The organism is Bacillus sp. 7884-1 (assembly GCF_002272245.1).
Taxonomy (GTDB): domain Bacteria; phylum Bacillota; class Bacilli; order Bacillales; family Cytobacillaceae; genus Neobacillus.
This window is the reverse complement of sequence record NZ_NPDD01000054.1, coordinates 47,673-64,936: the sequence shown is the minus strand read 5'-3', so window position 1 is coordinate 64,936 and position 17,264 is coordinate 47,673. Positions and strand designations below refer to the sequence as shown.

At 38.9% G+C, this 17,264-nt stretch carries 18 protein-coding genes; 17 read left to right on the top strand and 1 reads right to left on the bottom strand.

Going from position 1 to position 17,264, the window contains the following annotated elements:
- Window positions 1-170: 170 nt before the first annotated feature.
- The 10 genes from def (at window position 171) to spoVM (ending at window position 9,217) form a co-directional block, all read left to right on the top strand.
- The gene (gene def, locus CHI06_RS06970) at window positions 171-656 is read left to right on the top strand and encodes a peptide deformylase (protein WP_095247698.1); all 486 of its coding nucleotides are present in this window, start codon (window positions 171-173) and stop codon (window positions 654-656) included.
- On the top strand, window positions 653-1,609 hold the full coding sequence (fmt, locus tag CHI06_RS06965; RefSeq protein WP_095247697.1) for a methionyl-tRNA formyltransferase: 957 nt from the start codon (window positions 653-655) through the stop codon (window positions 1,607-1,609). The genes def and fmt overlap by 4 nt, the downstream gene beginning before the upstream one ends.
- Window positions 1,599-2,948: a 16S rRNA (cytosine(967)-C(5))-methyltransferase RsmB gene (gene rsmB / locus CHI06_RS06960; protein ID WP_095247696.1), complete on the top strand. Its 1,350-nt coding sequence runs from the start codon at window positions 1,599-1,601 to the stop codon at window positions 2,946-2,948. Before fmt ends, rsmB begins: the two co-directional genes overlap by 11 nt.
- A gap of 3 nt (window positions 2,949-2,951) precedes the next feature.
- The gene (gene rlmN, locus CHI06_RS06955; RefSeq protein ID WP_373558139.1) at window positions 2,952-4,043 is read left to right on the top strand and encodes a 23S rRNA (adenine(2503)-C(2))-methyltransferase RlmN; all 1,092 of its coding nucleotides are present in this window, start codon (window positions 2,952-2,954) and stop codon (window positions 4,041-4,043) included.
- Between the two features lie 5 nt (window positions 4,044-4,048).
- Complete coding sequence (locus CHI06_RS06950) at window positions 4,049-4,801, top strand: Stp1/IreP family PP2C-type Ser/Thr phosphatase (protein ID WP_095247701.1); 753 nt, start codon at window positions 4,049-4,051, stop codon at window positions 4,799-4,801.
- Window positions 4,801-6,759: a Stk1 family PASTA domain-containing Ser/Thr kinase gene (gene pknB, locus CHI06_RS06945; protein WP_095247695.1), complete on the top strand. Its 1,959-nt coding sequence runs from the start codon at window positions 4,801-4,803 to the stop codon at window positions 6,757-6,759. Before CHI06_RS06950 ends, pknB begins: the two co-directional genes overlap by 1 nt.
- A gap of 44 nt (window positions 6,760-6,803) precedes the next feature.
- Window positions 6,804-7,685 (top strand): ribosome small subunit-dependent GTPase A, encoded by an 882-nt coding sequence (rsgA, locus tag CHI06_RS06940; RefSeq protein WP_095247694.1) that lies wholly within the window; start codon window positions 6,804-6,806, stop codon window positions 7,683-7,685.
- Between the two features lie 2 nt (window positions 7,686-7,687).
- Window positions 7,688-8,332, top strand: a complete 645-nt coding sequence (gene rpe, locus CHI06_RS06935; protein WP_095247700.1) for a ribulose-phosphate 3-epimerase — start codon at window positions 7,688-7,690, stop codon at window positions 8,330-8,332.
- Between the two features lie 58 nt (window positions 8,333-8,390).
- Window positions 8,391-9,038: a thiamine diphosphokinase gene (locus CHI06_RS06930; RefSeq protein WP_095247693.1), complete on the top strand. Its 648-nt coding sequence runs from the start codon at window positions 8,391-8,393 to the stop codon at window positions 9,036-9,038.
- Between the two features lie 95 nt (window positions 9,039-9,133).
- Window positions 9,134-9,217, top strand: coding sequence for a stage V sporulation protein SpoVM (gene spoVM, locus CHI06_RS06925; RefSeq protein ID WP_035445740.1), 84 nt, complete (start codon window positions 9,134-9,136; stop codon window positions 9,215-9,217).
- Between the two features lie 99 nt (window positions 9,218-9,316).
- Here the strand turns inward: spoVM and rpmB are convergent, their stop codons facing one another.
- Window positions 9,317-9,505: a 50S ribosomal protein L28 gene (gene rpmB, locus CHI06_RS06920; RefSeq protein ID WP_095247692.1), complete on the bottom strand. Its 189-nt coding sequence runs from the start codon at window positions 9,503-9,505 to the stop codon at window positions 9,317-9,319.
- Between the two features lie 248 nt (window positions 9,506-9,753).
- On the opposite strand from rpmB, the gene CHI06_RS06915 reads away from it, so the two are divergent.
- From CHI06_RS06915 to plsX, 7 genes are all read left to right on the top strand, one after another.
- Window positions 9,754-10,116 carry an Asp23/Gls24 family envelope stress response protein gene (locus tag CHI06_RS06915; RefSeq protein ID WP_063251637.1) on the top strand — a complete coding sequence of 121 codons (363 nt, stop codon included), beginning with the start codon at window positions 9,754-9,756 and terminating at the stop codon, window positions 10,114-10,116.
- 36 nt (window positions 10,117-10,152) lie between these two features.
- Window positions 10,153-11,835, top strand: coding sequence for a DAK2 domain-containing protein (locus CHI06_RS06910; RefSeq protein WP_095247691.1), 1,683 nt, complete (start codon window positions 10,153-10,155; stop codon window positions 11,833-11,835).
- A gap of 102 nt (window positions 11,836-11,937) precedes the next feature.
- Window positions 11,938-12,600 (top strand): L-serine ammonia-lyase, iron-sulfur-dependent subunit beta, encoded by a 663-nt coding sequence (sdaAB, locus tag CHI06_RS06905; protein ID WP_095247690.1) that lies wholly within the window; start codon window positions 11,938-11,940, stop codon window positions 12,598-12,600.
- Between the two features lie 30 nt (window positions 12,601-12,630).
- A complete protein-coding gene (sdaAA, locus tag CHI06_RS06900) occupies window positions 12,631-13,509 on the top strand; it encodes an L-serine ammonia-lyase, iron-sulfur-dependent, subunit alpha (protein WP_095247689.1) in 879 nt (292 codons plus the stop codon).
- Between the two features lies 1 nt (window position 13,510).
- On the top strand, window positions 13,511-15,559 hold the full coding sequence (recG, locus tag CHI06_RS06895; protein WP_095247699.1) for an ATP-dependent DNA helicase RecG: 2,049 nt from the start codon (window positions 13,511-13,513) through the stop codon (window positions 15,557-15,559).
- A gap of 115 nt (window positions 15,560-15,674) precedes the next feature.
- A complete protein-coding gene (gene fapR, locus CHI06_RS06890) occupies window positions 15,675-16,259 on the top strand; it encodes a transcription factor FapR (protein ID WP_095247688.1) in 585 nt (194 codons plus the stop codon).
- A complete protein-coding gene (gene plsX / locus CHI06_RS06885; RefSeq protein WP_095247687.1) occupies window positions 16,256-17,260 on the top strand; it encodes a phosphate acyltransferase PlsX in 1,005 nt (334 codons plus the stop codon). The genes fapR and plsX overlap by 4 nt, the downstream gene beginning before the upstream one ends.
- Window positions 17,261-17,264 lie beyond the last annotated feature (4 nt).

Genomic DNA, 17,264 nt, shown 5'->3' with positions numbered 1-17,264 from the left:
AAGCGCCTGGAGCACAAATCAACAGCCTAATTTAACACAGCATTAAAATAAGATACGTAAATATCGTTGATATAAAAGGTTATGATCAAGTATTTTGGGTGAAAATGAATAGTAATTAATTGTAACAGATAAAAAAATCGGACAACTTCGATACAGATGGAGGAACACCTTTGGCTATACAAAAGATTGTTATGTACCCTGCAGAGGTACTCGAAAAAAAATGCAGACCTGTTGTGAAGTTTGACAGAAAGCTTGCTAAATTACTTGATGATATGTACGACACGATGATTGAATACGATGGTGTTGGACTTGCTGCTCCGCAAATTGGAATAGATGAAAGAATTGCCATCGTTGATATTGATAATGAATTAGGAACAATTGAGCTGATTAATCCTCAAATTTTAAAAACATCTGGAGAGCAAAATGGCCCAGAAGGATGTTTAAGCTTCCCAGATTTGTTTGGAGAGGTTACAAGACCAAATTATGTGAAGATTGAGGCCTATAATCGCAAAGGAAAAAAGTACACGCTCGAAGCAGAAGAATTTCTCGCTAGAGCGATACTTCATGAAATTGATCATTTGGACGGGATATTATTTACGACGAAGGTTAGCCGATATCTCGAGGAAGATGAGTTAAAAGGAGTAGAAATTGAATGACGAGAATCGTGTTTATGGGAACCCCGGATTTTTCAGTACCCGTCCTGCGTAGAGTTATTGAAGATGGTTATGAGGTTATTGGTGTGGTTACTCAGCCCGACAGACCGGTTGGCAGAAAAAAAGTTCTGACACCACCGCCTGTCAAGGTCGAAGCGTTAAAGCATGGAATCCCGGTCTATCAACCTGAAAAAATCCGTCAAAAAGAGGAAATAGAAAAGATTTTTTCTTTGAATCCTGACCTTATCATTACAGCGGCTTTTGGACAAATATTGCCAAAGGAAATATTAGAAGCACCAACACATGGCTGTATTAATGTCCATGCCTCTCTTCTGCCGGAACTTCGGGGCGGAGCGCCTATACATTACGCACTTATCCAAGGCAAGAAGAAAACGGGGATAACGATTATGTATATGGTTGAAAAACTGGATGCTGGAGATATATTAACGCAGGTCGAAGTGGAAATTACCGAGGAAGATAATGTTGGTTCCCTTCATACTAAACTTAGTGTTGCAGGGGCTGCATTATTGTCAGAAACACTTCCTAAGCTATTAGAAGGAAAATTAACACCTGTCCCTCAAAATAATGAAAAAGCTACATTCGCTTATAACATAAAAAGGGATCAAGAAAAAATCGACTGGTCCAAAACGGGTGAAGAAATCTATAATCATATTCGCGGATTAAATCCATGGCCGGTTGCTTTTACAACTCTCGATGGTCAAACATTGAAGCTATGGCGCTGTGAAAAGGTAACAGGGGTAAAGAATGAGGTGCCTGGGACTATTATACAAAATGCTCCTGATGGTATTACGGTATCAACCGGTAATGAAAGTGCTATTAAGATTAAAGAGCTGCAGCCTGCTGGTAAAACAAAAATGACGAGTGAAGAATTTTACAGAGGTGCAGGATCGAAAATCATAGTGGGCAAGAGACTAGGAGAATCAAATGACGAATAAAAAGAAAAATGTGCGGGAAGCCGCAATGGATTTACTTGATGCGATTGAAAAAAACCAATCATATAGTAACTTACTTCTTAATACTACTATTGAAAAAAACAATATTTCCCCTCTGGATACAGGGCTGCTGACTGAGTTAACTTATGGAACTTTACAAAGAAGGATGGCACTAGACTTCTTTTTAAAGCCCTTTATTAAAAACAGTAAAAAGTTGGAAAAATGGGTGCTTCAGCTGTTAAGGATTACCCTTTATCAAATGGTATACCTTGATAAAATCCCAGATAGAGCAGCTATATTTGAAGCAGTGGAAATAGCCAAAAAGCGAGGCCACAAGGGTATTGCTGGAATGGTAAATGGAGTCCTGCGCAGTATTCAGCGTGAAGGCCTTCCATCTTTGGATGTGGTAAGTGACCCAATTGAAAGATTATCAATCGAAACAAGCCACCCGGAATGGCTCGTTAAGAGATGGGTCAATCAGTTTGGTATGGAAAGAACAAAAGGAATGTGTGAGGTCAACTTAACTGCTCCCCTGCAAACAGCAAGAGTGAATCTAACTAAAACCACTATACGTGAATGTATTGAGGATCTTGATGAAGAAGGCTTTCAAATCGAAAAAAGCCCTATTATACCTGAAGCTATTCGGGCATTAAGAGGAAATTTAGCCTTTTCAAGGGCATTTAAAAAAGGCATGATCACCATTCAAGACGAAAGTTCAATGCTCGCAGCCTATGCATTAGCTCCCAATGAAAACGAACTGATATTGGATGCTTGCGCTGCTCCTGGCGGAAAAAGTACACATATTGCAGAAACAATGAAACTCACGGGGGGAGTAATCTCGCTCGATTTACATGAACACAAAGTAAAATTAATTAATGAAAATGCTAAACGGTTAGGTTTGGGCAATATAAGGACAATCGCAATGGACTCGCGAAATGCGGGAGAACATTTCGAAAAAGAATACTTTGATCGAATACTTCTTGATGCCCCATGTTCTGGATTAGGGGTTATGAGAAGAAAACCGGACATGAAGTATACAAAAAAAGAACAGGATCTTAATCAATTAAGTACGATTCAGCAAAATTTATTAAAATCTGTGTCACCTTTAGTCAAAAAAGGTGGAATTCTTGTCTATAGTACGTGTACAGTAGATAAGGAAGAAAATGAAAATACTGTTTTTACATTTTTACAGGAGCATCCTGAATTTGAGGTGGATGTTACCTTAAAAGAAAGAATGCCGGAGGCCATCCAACCATTGGTAACAGAAGGTTTTTTACAAATCCTTCCTCAGGATTTTGGCTCTGACGGGTTCTTTATCGCATGCTTAAGAAAGAAGGTGTAACAGTTGGAACAATTAAATACAACTGAGAACAATACAACATTGGACATGAAAAAAACGTCGATTTATTCCCTGCAGCTTCATGAACTCAAGGAATGGCTGACTAATAATGGTGAAAAGCCTTTCCGTGCAGAACAAATCTATGACTGGCTGTACAAAAAAAGAGTTTCTTTGTTTGAAGACATGAATAATTTATCAAAAAGTTTACGTGATAAGCTCTCGGAGAATTTTCAGATCACGACATTAAAAACCGTTATTAAGCAATCTTCTTCTGACGGGACCATTAAATTTCTATTTGAACTTCACGATGGATACTCAATTGAGACTGTTTTAATGCGACATGATTATGGTAATTCAGTCTGTGTAACAACCCAGGTTGGCTGCAGGATTGGGTGTACCTTCTGTGCTTCAACCCTTGGCGGGCTTAAGCGTCATTTAGAAGCAGGTGAAATTGTTGCTCAGGTCGTAACCGTACAGCAAGCACTTGACGAAACAGATGAGCGTGTCAGCTCGGTTGTCATTATGGGAATTGGAGAACCCTTTGACAATTATGATAATATGATGGCGTTTCTAAAAATCATTAATCATGATAAAGCACTGATGATTGGTGCACGCCATATAACCGTATCCACTAGCGGTATTGTTCCGAAGATTTATCAATTTGCTGATGAAAATATGCAGATTAATTTTGCGATTTCATTGCATGCGCCTAACACTGAATTAAGATCCCGTTTAATGCCGATCAACAGGGCATATAAACTTGATGACTTAATGAAATCTGTAAGGTATTATATCGATAAGACGGGGCGGAGAATTAGCTTTGAATATGGCCTTTTTGGCGGTGTAAATGATTCTGTTGAACATGCTGAAGAATTAGCTGACCTATTGAAGGGGTTAAAATGCCATGTTAATCTAATTCCTGTTAATTACGTTCCCGAGCGGGACTACGTACGTACTCCGAAGGATAAAATTTTTGCATTTGAAAAAACACTCAAAAATCGTGGGATAAATGTAACGATTCGCAGGGAGCAAGGTCACGACATTGACGCAGCATGTGGACAACTTCGTGCAAAGGAGCGGAAAGAGGAGACGAGGTGAACGGTTTGAAAGCTGTTTTTATGACTGACCAAGGCAGGGTCAGGCAACATAACGAAGATGCTGGTGGAATATTTGAAAATATGGACGGTAACCGCCTTGCCATTGTCGCAGATGGGATGGGGGGTCACCGTGCTGGTGACGTTGCCAGCGAAATGACGATTTCTCTGTTGAAAAACGAATGGGAGAATTCAAATGGTATATTGACTGCTGGAGATGCAGAAAGTTGGTTAAGAAGCCAAATTACAAATGTAAATAGCTCGCTTTTTAATCATGCAATGAGCAACTTAGAATGTGATGGTATGGGTACTACTGTTGTTGCAGCAATTAGTACCAATCGATTTGTGACCATTGCAAACATAGGTGACAGCAGATGTTATTTACTGAATGAGAGTGGGTTTAAACAGGTTACTGAAGATCATTCTCTAGTAAATGAGCTTGTTCGAACAGGACAAATATCGCGGGAAGACGCAGAGCATCATCCCCGTAAAAATGTACTTTTACGTGCTCTTGGTACGGAAAAAGCAGTAGAAATGGATATTAAAACCATTATTTTTGAAGAAGGTGATATCCTCTTATTATGTTCTGATGGTCTTTCCAATAAGGTTAATGAAAAAGAAATGAGTGCTATTCTGACTAATGAAGAACCTTTGGAGCATAAAGCGGGCACCCTTATTTCAATTGCAAATGAAAATGGCGGAGAGGATAACATTACACTTGCGATTGTTGAGTTTGCTGATTTCAGCGAGGGTGATGCATAATGTTGATTGGAAAACGATTAAGTGGCCGCTATAAAGTATTAGAAATGATTGGCGGAGGCGGGATGGCGAATGTGTATTTAGCCCACGACATGATTCTTGATCGTGATGTGGCTGTCAAAATGCTGCGTCTTGATTTTGCTAATGATGAAGAATTTATACGCCGGTTCCGAAGAGAAGCCCAATCTGCTACAAGTTTAGCTCATCCAAATATCGTAAGTATCTATGATGTTGGAGAAGAAAATGATCTTTATTATATTGTAATGGAATATGTCGAGGGGCAAACATTAAAACAATACATACAACAGAGTTCACCATTACAGGTAGAAGATACAATTGAAATCATGAAACAGTTGACTTCTGCTATTTCCCATGCGCACCAAAACCATATTATCCACAGGGATATCAAGCCTCAAAATATCCTCGTTGACCGTTTTGGAAATGTAAAAATAACTGATTTTGGAATTGCAATGGCGCTAAGTGCAACAAGTATTACCCAAACGAATTCAGTTCTGGGATCCGTTCACTATTTATCACCTGAACAGGCACGCGGCGGTATGGCAAATAAAAAATCAGATGTTTATTCACTTGGAATCGTCATGTTTGAATTGTTAACAGGCAGACTGCCCTTTTCAGGCGAATCTGCTGTTTCCATTGCCTTAAAGCATTTGCAATCGGAAACTCCATCCGTAAGAAGGTGGAACCCGAACATTCCTCAAAGTGTTGAAAATATTGTCTTGAAGGCAACGGCTAAGGATTCATTTCATCGTTATAACAATGTCGATGAAATGGAAGAAGATTTAAGGACAGCACTCGATTCTGAGAGATTAAATGAACTGAAATTTGTCATCCCGGTTGATGATGAAGCGACAAAAGCTATACCGGTGATTACCAATGATCGTCCTCTGCAAAATCTTGGTGAAACAATGGTACATAGTCAGGATAAAATCAAAGGTAATGATGTCGCTTCAAAAGGTAAAGAGCAGAAAAAACGTAAAAAGTGGCCAATAATTCTAATCTCAACTTTCTTAGTGTTATCATTATTAGGGTTATTTACTTTTCTAGTATTACCAGGACTAATTTCTCCTAAAGATGTTACAATCCCTGATGTTAGTGGTTTGGAGTTAGAAGAGGCAATTGTGAAAATAGAATCTACTGGTCTACAGGTGGATGAAAAAATAGAGAGTACCCATGAAGAAATTGAAGAGGGAATAGTAATAAAAACGAATCCCGAAGAAGGAAGTACCGTTAAAGAAGATACTGCAATTAATATATACATTAGTATTGGTAAAGAAAAATTCGAATTACCGGATTATACAGGCCGCAATTATGAAGATGTGATGCGGATATTAGATAACCAAGACTTTAAGGATATCAAAATAAATGAGGTATTCGACGACAGTGACAAGGGTACAATCCTAAGTCAAAAACCTGGAAGCGGCGAAGAAATAGTCCCAGAAGATACCATCCTAGAATTTGAAGTTAGCAAGGGACCGGAGAAAATAATCTTAAGAGATTTAACGCAGTCTAATGTAAAAGGTGCACAGGATTATGTTGATTCTGTCGGTCTTACGCTTAATGCCACTGAGGAAAAGTATGATGATACCATTCCAGCTGGCAATATAATATCACAGTCACCACCTTCGGGAACAGAGATGAAAAAGGGTGACACAGTTTCAGTGATTATTTCAAAAGGAAAAGAAGAGAAACCACCTAAAAATGTTCCAGTTGATATTCTGATTGAGTATACAGGAACGGTACCAGGTCAAGAACAAAAGGTTATTATTTACATTGAAGATGTTAATCGAAGTATGATTACTCCAGCAGATACTTTTCCAATTTTTGCAACAACTCATAAAACAATAGAGCTCTTAGTTCCATTTGATGGCGATGCAGGATATAAAGTTTATAGAGATGATACGGTTATATATGATAAGACTGTAGAGTACCCGAAAGATTAATCGTTATAATCAATGGCTTATGATAAAAGGCAAGGAGTGTGGCTATGCCTGAAGGAAAAATTGTAAAAGCATTAAGTGGGTTTTATTATGTACTACATGATGGAGAAATGACTCAGTGCCGCGGAAGAGGTGTTTTTCGAAAAAATAAAATTACACCACTTGTTGGCGATGAAGTGGTTTTTCAAGCTGAAAATGATCGTGAAGGTTATATTATGGAAGTTAAGGAAAGGAAGAATGAACTAGTTCGTCCGCCTATTGCGAACGTCGACCAAGCCATTCTAGTTTTTTCCGCTGTTGAACCGGACTTTAGTACCGTGCTACTTGATCGCTTTCTTGTCCTGGTTGAATATAATCATATTCAACCACTTATATGTATTACAAAAATGGATTTAACTAATGAGAAGGAAAAGCAGGCTATTACCGAATATGCTGATCAATACAGAAAAATGGGATATGAAGTATTACTTACTTCATCTGAAACAGAAGCAGGGATTGAAGGGTTAAACCCGCATGTCGAAAATAAAATATCAGTGTTTGCAGGTCAATCAGGGGTGGGAAAGTCATCTTTATTAAATGTGCTGCGGCCAGATCTTGAACTAAAAACAAATGATATTTCCTCCCATTTAGGCAGAGGGAAGCATACAACGCGACATGTTGAATTAATTAGTGTGGGTAATGGTCTAATTGCTGACACACCTGGATTTAGTTCTTTGGAATTCACTACGATTGAGGCAGAAGAGCTAGCGTATTGCTTTCCTGAAATAGCACGAGAAAGCGAAAATTGTAAATTTCGAGCCTGTTTACATATCAGTGAGCCGAAATGTGCAGTGAAAGCAGCGGTTGAAGCCAAAAAGATTACTCAATATCGCTATCAACATTATGTTGATTTCCTACAAGAAATAAAAGAAAGAAAGCCGAGGTATTAATGATGGTGAAAATAGCACCTTCCATCCTTTCTGCTGATTTTGCCAGATTAGGTGAAGAAATAGTCGCCGTTGAAAAAGCAGGAGCTGACTATATCCATATCGATGTTATGGATGGTCATTTTGTTCCAAATATTACGATAGGGCCATTAATTGTGGAGGCAATTCGTCCGATAACAAAGCTTCCGCTAGATGTTCATCTTATGATTGAAAATCCTGACCAATTTATTGAAAATTTTGCTAAGGCAGGAGCAGATTACATTACAGTCCATGTTGAAGCTTGCCGACACCTTCATCGGACCATTCACCATATTAAATCTTTTGGAATAAAAGCAGGAGTAGTCTTAAATCCAGCTACTCCAGTTGAGTCTATTCAGCATATTTTAGCAGATATTGATATGGTGCTTTTAATGTCCGTAAATCCAGGTTTTGGCGGTCAAAAGTTTATACCTGAAGTCCTGCCTAAAATTAGGAAAGTTAAGGAAATGGCGAATTCAATAGGGAAAGAACTTGAGATAGAAATTGACGGCGGGGTAAATCCTGAAACTGCAAAACAATGTATGGAGGCTGGGGCAAACGTTCTAGTCGCGGGATCGGCTATTTATAATCAAGAGGACTACGCAGCTGCCATATCGTTAATAAGAGGTTAAACAGTACAAGCCGGCTATATTGCTGGCTTTTTTTGTAGTAAAAAGGGGGTTAGTTTGCGTGCATATAAATATCTTAGCCGGGGGACCTACTGAACTATTGCCTAATTTGAAGGAATATTTAGGTGATTATGAAGTTTGGGTTGGTGTTGATCGAGGGGTTTACAGCCTACTTAATATGAATATTACCCCGAAAATCGCTTTTGGCGACTTTGATTCTGTAACCAATGAAGAATATAAGGTTATCGAAAAACATGTAAAGGCTATGAAAAGGTATAAGCCTGAAAAAAATGAAACAGATATGGAGCTCGCTTTAAATTGGGCAATTAAACAAAAGCCTGATTTAATCAGAATCTTTGGTGGCAGCGGCGGCAGACTGGACCATTTCTTAGCGAATGTCCAATTATTGGTCAAGCCTTTATTGGAAGATAATCATGTAGAAATTTTTCTTATCGATAATCAAAATATCCTATCATTAAAAGGCCCTGGTAGTTATAAAATGAGAAAGAGGGCAGATAAAAAGTATGTTTCTTTTGTTCCTCTAACCCTTAACGTGAAAGGGCTCACTCTGGAAGGATTTAAGTATCCATTAAAAGATCGTCATATTACCATCGGCTCAACATTATGTATTAGTAATGAACTTATTAGTGATAATGGTACTTTTTCATTTTCAGAAGGCATATTATTAGTGATAAGAAGTAATGATTAATAGCTAATAAAGAGGTACTGATTTCGTCCGTATGAATAAAATAGAAAAGGCGTACGAGAGAAGTTTAGATGTGTGAGATTGTGAGGAGGGACATAATGAAGTTTTATACAATTAAACTGCCAAAGTTTTTAGGTGGACTTGTCCGAGCGATGATTGGTGCATTTAAAAAGAATGAATAGAAGAAAGTCTAAGCACCTATTTGTGGGTGCTTTTTTATTTTGGGGGAAAGAAGGGTAATATAGTAAGAAAGGGCACCCTAATTAGGATGCCCTCACATATTATACGCGTTCTACTTTACCAGATCTTAACGCTCTTGTAGAAACCCAAACACGTTTAGGCTTTCCATCAACAAGAATACGTACTTTTTGTAGGTTAGCACCCCATGTACGCTTGTTAGCGTTCATAGCGTGTGAACGTGTATTACCAGATGTTGTTTTTCTACCAGTTACAACACATTTACGTGGCATAAATGATTCCCTCCTTATTACCAAAAGCTTTATACAGCATTTACGTTATTGTCTAAAGATACTTTAATAATTTATCATACAACCTGTTTGAATGCAATAGTGATTAATAAACGTTTCAAGAAAAATACCTTGACATGCATGATTATTGATTATGTAGTCAATAAGAATTAAGTATCGCTTTCATATTTTTCTTGACTATAGTAAAATGACTTTAGTCAAGGAGCAATTTCCAAAAGGGGGAACGATTCATGTCCATCGAATTAAAAACTAAGTTCGGACAAATTGATATTTCAAATGAAGTAATCGCCACCATCGCTGGAGGTGCCGCTATCGATTGTTATGGAATTGTCGGTATGGCATCAAAAAGTCAGATAAAAGACGGTCTTACAGAAATTTTAAGAAGAGAAAATTTTACTCGTGGAGTTATTGTTCGCCAAGAGAATGAAGAAGTACATATTGATATGTATATAATTGTCAGCTATGGAACAAAGATTTCCGAGGTTGCTCATAACGTGCAATCAAAGGTGAAATACACACTTGATAAGACCGTTGGACTTGCCGTTGACTCGGTAAATATTTACGTTCAGGGAGTTCGTGTAACGAACCCTTAAGTGGTGTAACGAACCGCAAGTAGAGGAGGAAAGTTTGTGTCTATTACAGCTTTAGACGGAAAACGTTTTGCAGAAATGGTGATTCAAGGTGCGAATCATTTAGGAGCCAACGCAAAAATGGTTGATGCGTTAAACGTTTTTCCTGTGCCCGATGGTGATACTGGAACGAATATGAATTTATCAATGACCTCAGGGGCAAAGGAAGTAAAAAATAATGTTCAGGAACATATTGGAAAAGTTGGACTAGCTTTATCAAAGGGGTTACTTATGGGTGCTAGAGGTAACTCCGGGGTAATCCTTTCCCAATTATTCCGTGGATTTTCTAAAGCAATTGAAACAAAAGCAGCAATCACTGGAAAAGAATTCGCATCGGCTTTGGAGTCAGGTGTGGAAACTGCCTATAAAGCAGTAATGAAGCCGGTGGAAGGTACGATTTTAACGGTTGCAAAGGATTCAGCAAAAAGAGGTGTTCTTGCTTCCCAAAAATCTAACGATATTATCGAGATTATGGAAGAAGTTTTAAAAGAGGCAAAAGCATCACTTAAGCGCACACCTGACCTGCTTCCTGTTTTAAAGGAAGTTGGAGTAGTTGACAGCGGCGGGCAAGGGCTTGTGTTCGTTTATGAAGGATTTCTTGCTGAATTAAAAGGTGAGCAGCTTCCGGATTCACCTGAAAACTACCCTTCGATGGATGATATGGTCAATGCTGAACATCATAAAAGTGTCCAAAGTCATATGAATACAGAAGATATTGTTTTCGGATATTGTACAGAATTCATGGTGAAGTTTGAAGAGGCTAAGCTGGCAAAGCATCCTTTTGATGAACAGGTTTACCGTAATGATCTTAGTAAGCTTGGTGATTCCTTATTAGTTATCGCTGATGAAGAGGTTGTAAAGGTACATATTCATTCTGAACAGCCTGGTAATTGCCTTAGCTACGGACAAAAGTACGGAAGTCTTATCAATATCAAAATTGAAAACATGAGGCAGCAGCATTTAAATATTGTTGGAGAAATGCACACGCCTTTAGTTTCTGATAAACCACAGGCACATAAAGAACAGCAGGAGTATGGAATTGTTACAGTTTCAATGGGTTCTGGGATTGCCGAGTTATTTAAGAGTATCGGTGCACACGCAGTTATTGAGGGCGGACAAACAATGAATCCAAGTACAGAGGATATTGTTAAGGCTGTTAAAGAGGTGAATGCAAAAAAGGTATTTATTCTTCCAAATAATAAAAATATCATTATGGCTGCTCAGCAAGCTGCTGAAGTATCAGATGAAGAAATCTATGTAATCCCGTCTAAAACTGTTCCTCAAGGTCTCTCTGCTCTTTTAGCGTTTAATCCAGCTGGAGATGTTGAAACAAATGAAGCATCGATGACCGAAGCAATGCAGCATGTAAAGACGGGTCAAATTACTTTTGCCGTTCGCGATACCCAAATCGATGGATTAGAAATTGAGAAAGATGATTTCATGGGAATTGCTGAAGGCAAAATAGTTGTAAAAAACAAAGATAAAGGGAAAGTTGCACAAGAATTGCTTTCTAAGATGCTGGATGAGGATTCGGAAATATTAACCATTATATATGGTGAAGATGTTACCGAGGATGAGGTAAATGAACTTGTAACGTTTGCCCGCGCGCATTTCGAGGATGTTGAAGTTGAACTTCATGATGGAAAACAACCATTATATTCATTTATCTTTGCAATAGAATAAGTGATAAAATAGAAGGGGAAATAACCCTTCTATTTTCTTTTTTCTGTGTTATAAATATAGATGGATACCAAAGAGATTTATTTGTCCTAGGGGGAGAAACGAATGAAATATAGAAGTGTTTTTGACATAATCGGACCTGTAATGATTGGCCCATCCAGCTCACATACTGCTGGGGCTGCGAGAATTGGCAGAGTCGCTAGGAGTTTATTTGGCAGGGAACCAAAATGGGCAAATATTTCTTTATATGGCTCATTTGCTAAAACATATAAAGGTCATGGGACAGATGTTGCGATTGTTGGTGGCTTGTTAGATTTTGATACAGATGACGTTAGAATCATAAATGCAATAGATATAGCGAAGGAACGGGGCATCAAACTCCGTTTTATAGAAGAGGACGCTATTACTGACCACCCAAATACCGCCAGAGTGATTATTGGCGATGATAAAGGTGAATTAGAGCTAGTTGGAATTTCAATTGGCGGGGGAAAAATAGAAGTGACAGAGTTAAATGGTTTTGAACTTAAATTATCAGGAAACCATCCAGCCATTTTAGTGGTTCATAATGATCGTTTTGGTGCAATTGCCAGTGTATCAAATGTACTGGCAAAATACGAAATCAATATTGGGCATATGGAAGTTGCAAGAAAAGAAGCAGGAAAGCTTGCGCTTATGACCATTGAAGTTGACCAAAACATCGAAGATAAAATCCTTCATGAACTAGAACAACTGCCAAATATACTAAAAGTTACTAAGATAGTGGACTAAATAAACTAGAAACATCAAGGGGGAAGGCAATTGTTTCGTAATGTTGCAGAGTTAGTAGAGCTTGCCATTAGCAAAAATAAAAAAATCTCAGAAATTATGATTGAGCAGGAAATGGATGTCACCGGACGCAGCCGGGAAGAAGTATTTGCCTTTATGGATAGAAATTTAAAGGTCATGGAGGAAGCGGTTGAGCGTGGTATGAATGGAGTAAAATCACATTCGGGGTTAACTGGCGGCGATGCTGTCCTTATGCAGAAATATATTGAAAAAGGTAACTTCCTGTCTGGCAAAACCGTCCTTGACGCAGTGAGCAAAGCGGTCGCAACGAATGAAGTCAATGCAGCGATGGGAACGATTTGTGCTACACCGACTGCAGGTTCTGCAGGAGTTGTGCCTGGGACATTATTTGCAGTGAAAGAAAAACTAAATCCAACTAGAGAGGAAATGATTTCTTTTCTTTTCACGGCGGGAGCTTTTGGCTTTGTCGTTGCTAATAATGCTTCGATTTCAGGTGCTGCTGGCGGCTGTCAAGCGGAAGTTGGTTCAGCTTCAGGAATGGCTGCGGCAGCTATTGTAGAGATGGCAGGAGGTTCACCAGAGCAATGCGCAGAAGCAATGGCGATTACATTAAAAAACATGCTCGGACTGGTATGTGATCCTGTCGCCGGTTTGGTGGAAGTACCATGTGTTAAAAGAAATGCAATGGGAGCCGCAAATGCAATGGTTGCGGCGGATATGGCATTAGCAGGGATTACAAGCAGGATTCCATGTGATGAAGTCATAGACGCCATGTATAAAATAGGTCTAACGATGCCGACAGCTTTAAAAGAAACTGCACAGGGAGGGTTGGCGGCAACTCCGACAGGTCGTGAACTCGAAGCCAAGATCTTCGGTATTCCGCGCGTTTAAAGTGAATCATTATCTTAAACAATCAGTTACAGAAATAAAAGGTATTGGGGAAGAAACAGCTGAGAGTTTAGCGGAAATGAGAATATTTACCGTTCAGGATTTATTAGAGTATTTTCCATACCGTTATGAAGATTACCGACTTCGTGACCTAACTGAAGTTCAGCATGAAGAAAAAATTACAGTTGAAGGGAAGGTTCATAGTGAGCCTTCTCTTACATATTTTGGCCGGAAGAAATCGAAGCTGATGATCCGAATGTTTGTCGGGCAATATCTTATTAAAGTTGTATTTTTTAACCAGCCGTACCTAAAAAGTAAAATAATCATGAATGAAACGATTACTGTTACAGGTAAATGGGACGCCCATCGTCAAACGATAACTGCTAATGAAATGCAGGTCGGACAAAATGCAAAAATACAAGATTTTGAGCCTGTCTACTCACTTAAAGGGAAAATTACGACAAAAGGAATGCGGAAATTTATTTCGATTGCCTTTCAACAATTTGGCAAATATATTGGAGAAAGTCTGCCATACTCCCTCGTTAAAAAGTACCGTTTGCCTAACCGCAGTGATGCAATGAAAGCCATGCATTTTCCAGTTAACCAAGAGGACGTAAAACAAGCACGCCGTCGTTTAGTTTATGAAGAATTTTTACTATTTCAGCTAAAAATGCAGGCATTACGTAAATTTGAACGGGAGCATGCACCAGGAATCGAACAAAACTATCATGTGACAAAGGTTGAGGAATTTATTAAATCGCTGCCTTTTCCGTTGACGAATGCGCAGAATCGCGTTGTAACGGAGATATTAACAGATCTAAAATCACCTCTTAGAATGAATCGCCTTCTGCAGGGTGACGTGGGCTCAGGAAAAACGGTAGTGGCAGCCATTGGGTTATATGCTAGTTTTACAGCAGGTTACCAAGGTGCATTAATGGTTCCAACTGAAATTTTAGCTGAACAGCACGCTGAATCTCTAAAGGGATTATTAGAACCTTTTGGACTTAAATGTGAATTATTAACGAGTTCTGTTAAAGGAAAACGGAGAAGAGAAATTCTTCAAAACTTAGCTGAAGGAAAAGTAAATATTTTAATTGGGACACATGCTCTTATTCAGGATGAGGTATCCTTTAAGAAATTAGGGTTTGTGATTACCGATGAACAGCACCGCTTTGGTGTTGAACAACGAAGAGTATTACGGGAAAAAGGAGAAAATCCTGATGTTCTGTTCATGACGGCCACTCCAATACCAAGAACGCTTGCCATTACCGTATTTGGTGAGATGGATGTATCGGTCATTGATGAAATGCCTGCAGGGCGTAAAGCAATCGAAACCTACTGGGCAAAACCGGATATGCTTGGAAGGGTCCTTTCTTTTGTGGAAAAGGAACTGGTAAAAGGGCATCAGGCTTATGTGATTTGCCCGTTAATTGAAGAATCAGACAAGCTGGATGTCCAAAATGCGATTGACGTCCATACTACTTTAACCCATCACTTTCAAAATCGTTATAAGGTTGGACTTATGCATGGACGGTTAAGCTCGGAAGAAAAAGATACGATTATGAAGGCATTTAGTACCAATGAGGTACAATTGCTGGTATCAACAACAGTGGTAGAAGTGGGAGTCAATGTCCCTAATGCAACAATGATGGTTATCTATGATGCAGAGAGATTTGGTCTATCACAACTCCATCAGCTCCGAGGAAGAGTAGGAAGAGGCAGTGACCAATCCTATTGTATCTTGTTAGCTGATCCAAAGTCCGAAGTAGGTCAGGAGAGAATGAGAATTATGACCGATACCAATGATGGATTCGTTTTAAGTGAAAAGGACCTTGAATTACGTGGACCAGGTGATTTCTTTGGAAAAAAACAGAGTGGTGTACCAGAATTTAAACTGGCAGATATGGTTCACGATTACCGTGCACTTGAAACAGCTAGAAATGACGCTTCTCTAATGATACAGTCTAAGACATTCTGGAATGATAAAGAATATGAATATCTTAGAAATCAGCTAGATAATACAGGTGTTTTAGAAGGCGAAAAATTAGATTAACTAAATAATCCTATCAGGCAGATTGTAAGAATGTAAACTTATTCTTGCAATCTGCTTTTTCTAATTTTATACTACTATTAGTACCTAGTCATAATAGCTCGGACGGTGTGTATTGATGAGAAGAACAAAAAAAGAACGTCAGCAGATGTTAAAAGAGACCATTAAGGAAAATCCATTTATTACTGATGAAGACCTTGCAGATAAATTTCAAGTCAGTGTGCAAACCATTCGCCTTGATCGATTGGAATTATCTATTCCTGAATTGCGGGAAAGGATAAAATATGTTGCAGAGAAAAAATTTGAAGATGAAGTTCGGTCTCTGCCGATAGAGGAAGTAATTGGTGAAATTATTGATATTGATTTAGATCAGAGTGCCATTTCGATACTCGATGTGAAAGAGGAGCATGTCTTTATTCGAAACCAGATAGCCAGAGGCCATCATGTTTTCGCACAGGCAAATTCTCTTGCTACAGCGGTCATTAATGATGAATTGGCGTTAACAGCAAAGGCAAACATACAATTTAAACGGTCAGTTAAACAAGGTGAACGAGTGATTGCCAAAGCAAAAGTAATTAAAATAGATGACGGCATCGGCAGGACAATTGTCGAAGTGACAAGTTTTGTAAATAACGAGCATGTTTTTAAAGGCGAATTTGAAATGTACCGTTCAGAAAAATCATTAAAGGATGAGAAAAGATGAAGTTAGCTATCGATGCAATGGGTGGCGACCATGCTCCTAAAGAAATCGTAATCGGTGCAATGAAAGCTGTAGAAACATTTTCAGATATATATATAACCCTTGTTGGGGATGAAGTCAAAATTAAAGAATACTTAACAAATTCGGAACGGATTAACATTTTACATACAACGGAGGTTATTCTAGGAACGGACGAGCCTGTGAGAGCTGTTCGCCGCAAAAAAACGGCCTCTTTGGTATTGGCTGCACAGCAAGTAGCGGATGGAAATGCAGATGCTTGTATATCGGCAGGAAATACAGGTGCATTAATGGCTGCAGGATTGTTTGTTGTAGGCAGGATTGAGGGGATAGAACGGCCTGCCTTAACACCTACTTTACCAACAATTGGCGGAGAAGGATTCCTATTATTGGATGTCGGGGCAAATGTAGACGCCAAGCCTGAGCATTTGCTTCAATATGCCATAATGGGTTCCATCTATTGTGAAAAAGTTAGAGGAACAGCTAACCCTCGGGTGGGTCTACTAAATATCGGGACGGAAGAAAAGAAAGGGAATGACCTAACAAAAGCAGCATTTGAACTTTTGAAAAAGGCAAATATTAATTTTATTGGAAATGTAGAAGCCAGGGATTTGCTTGATGGCGCAGCGGATGTCGTTGTGACGGATGGGTTCACTGGTAATATGGTGTTAAAAACCGTTGAGGGTACAGCGCTATCTATGTTTAAAATGCTAAAAACTACGTTAATGAGCAGTATGAAAAGTAAACTTGCTGCCGCGGTATTAAAACCTGAATTCAAAATCTTAAAAAACACATTAGACTATTCTGAGTATGGCGGTGCGGGTCTTTTTGGCTTAAAGGCACCGGTCATCAAAGCCCATGGCTCTTCAAACGGACAAGCAATCTTTAGCGCGATTCGTCAAACAAGAGAAATGGTTGAAAAGGATGTTGTCGGGCTCATTAAAAAGACTATTGAAAATGAGAAGATATCTAATTCAGAAGTGTAGGAAG

Coding starts and splice junctions, on each gene's coding strand:
- fmt (WP_095247697.1), top strand. CDS start 653: ATGACGAGAATCGTGTTTATGGGAACCCCGGATTTTTCAGTACCCGTC.
- rsmB (WP_095247696.1), top strand. CDS start 1,599: ATGACGAATAAAAAGAAAAATGTGCGGGAAGCCGCAATGGATTTACTT.
- pknB (WP_095247695.1), top strand. CDS start 4,801: ATGTTGATTGGAAAACGATTAAGTGGCCGCTATAAAGTATTAGAAATG.
- rsgA (WP_095247694.1), top strand. CDS start 6,804: ATGCCTGAAGGAAAAATTGTAAAAGCATTAAGTGGGTTTTATTATGTA.
- rpe (WP_095247700.1), top strand. CDS start 7,688: ATGGTGAAAATAGCACCTTCCATCCTTTCTGCTGATTTTGCCAGATTA.
- spoVM (WP_035445740.1), top strand. CDS start 9,134: ATGAAGTTTTATACAATTAAACTGCCAAAGTTTTTAGGTGGACTTGTC.
- rpmB (WP_095247692.1), bottom strand. CDS start 9,505: ATGCCACGTAAATGTGTTGTAACTGGTAGAAAAACAACATCTGGTAAT.
- CHI06_RS06915 (WP_063251637.1), top strand. CDS start 9,754: ATGTCCATCGAATTAAAAACTAAGTTCGGACAAATTGATATTTCAAAT.
- sdaAB (WP_095247690.1), top strand. CDS start 11,938: ATGAAATATAGAAGTGTTTTTGACATAATCGGACCTGTAATGATTGGC.
- fapR (WP_095247688.1), top strand. CDS start 15,675: ATGAGAAGAACAAAAAAAGAACGTCAGCAGATGTTAAAAGAGACCATT.
- plsX (WP_095247687.1), top strand. CDS start 16,256: ATGAAGTTAGCTATCGATGCAATGGGTGGCGACCATGCTCCTAAAGAA.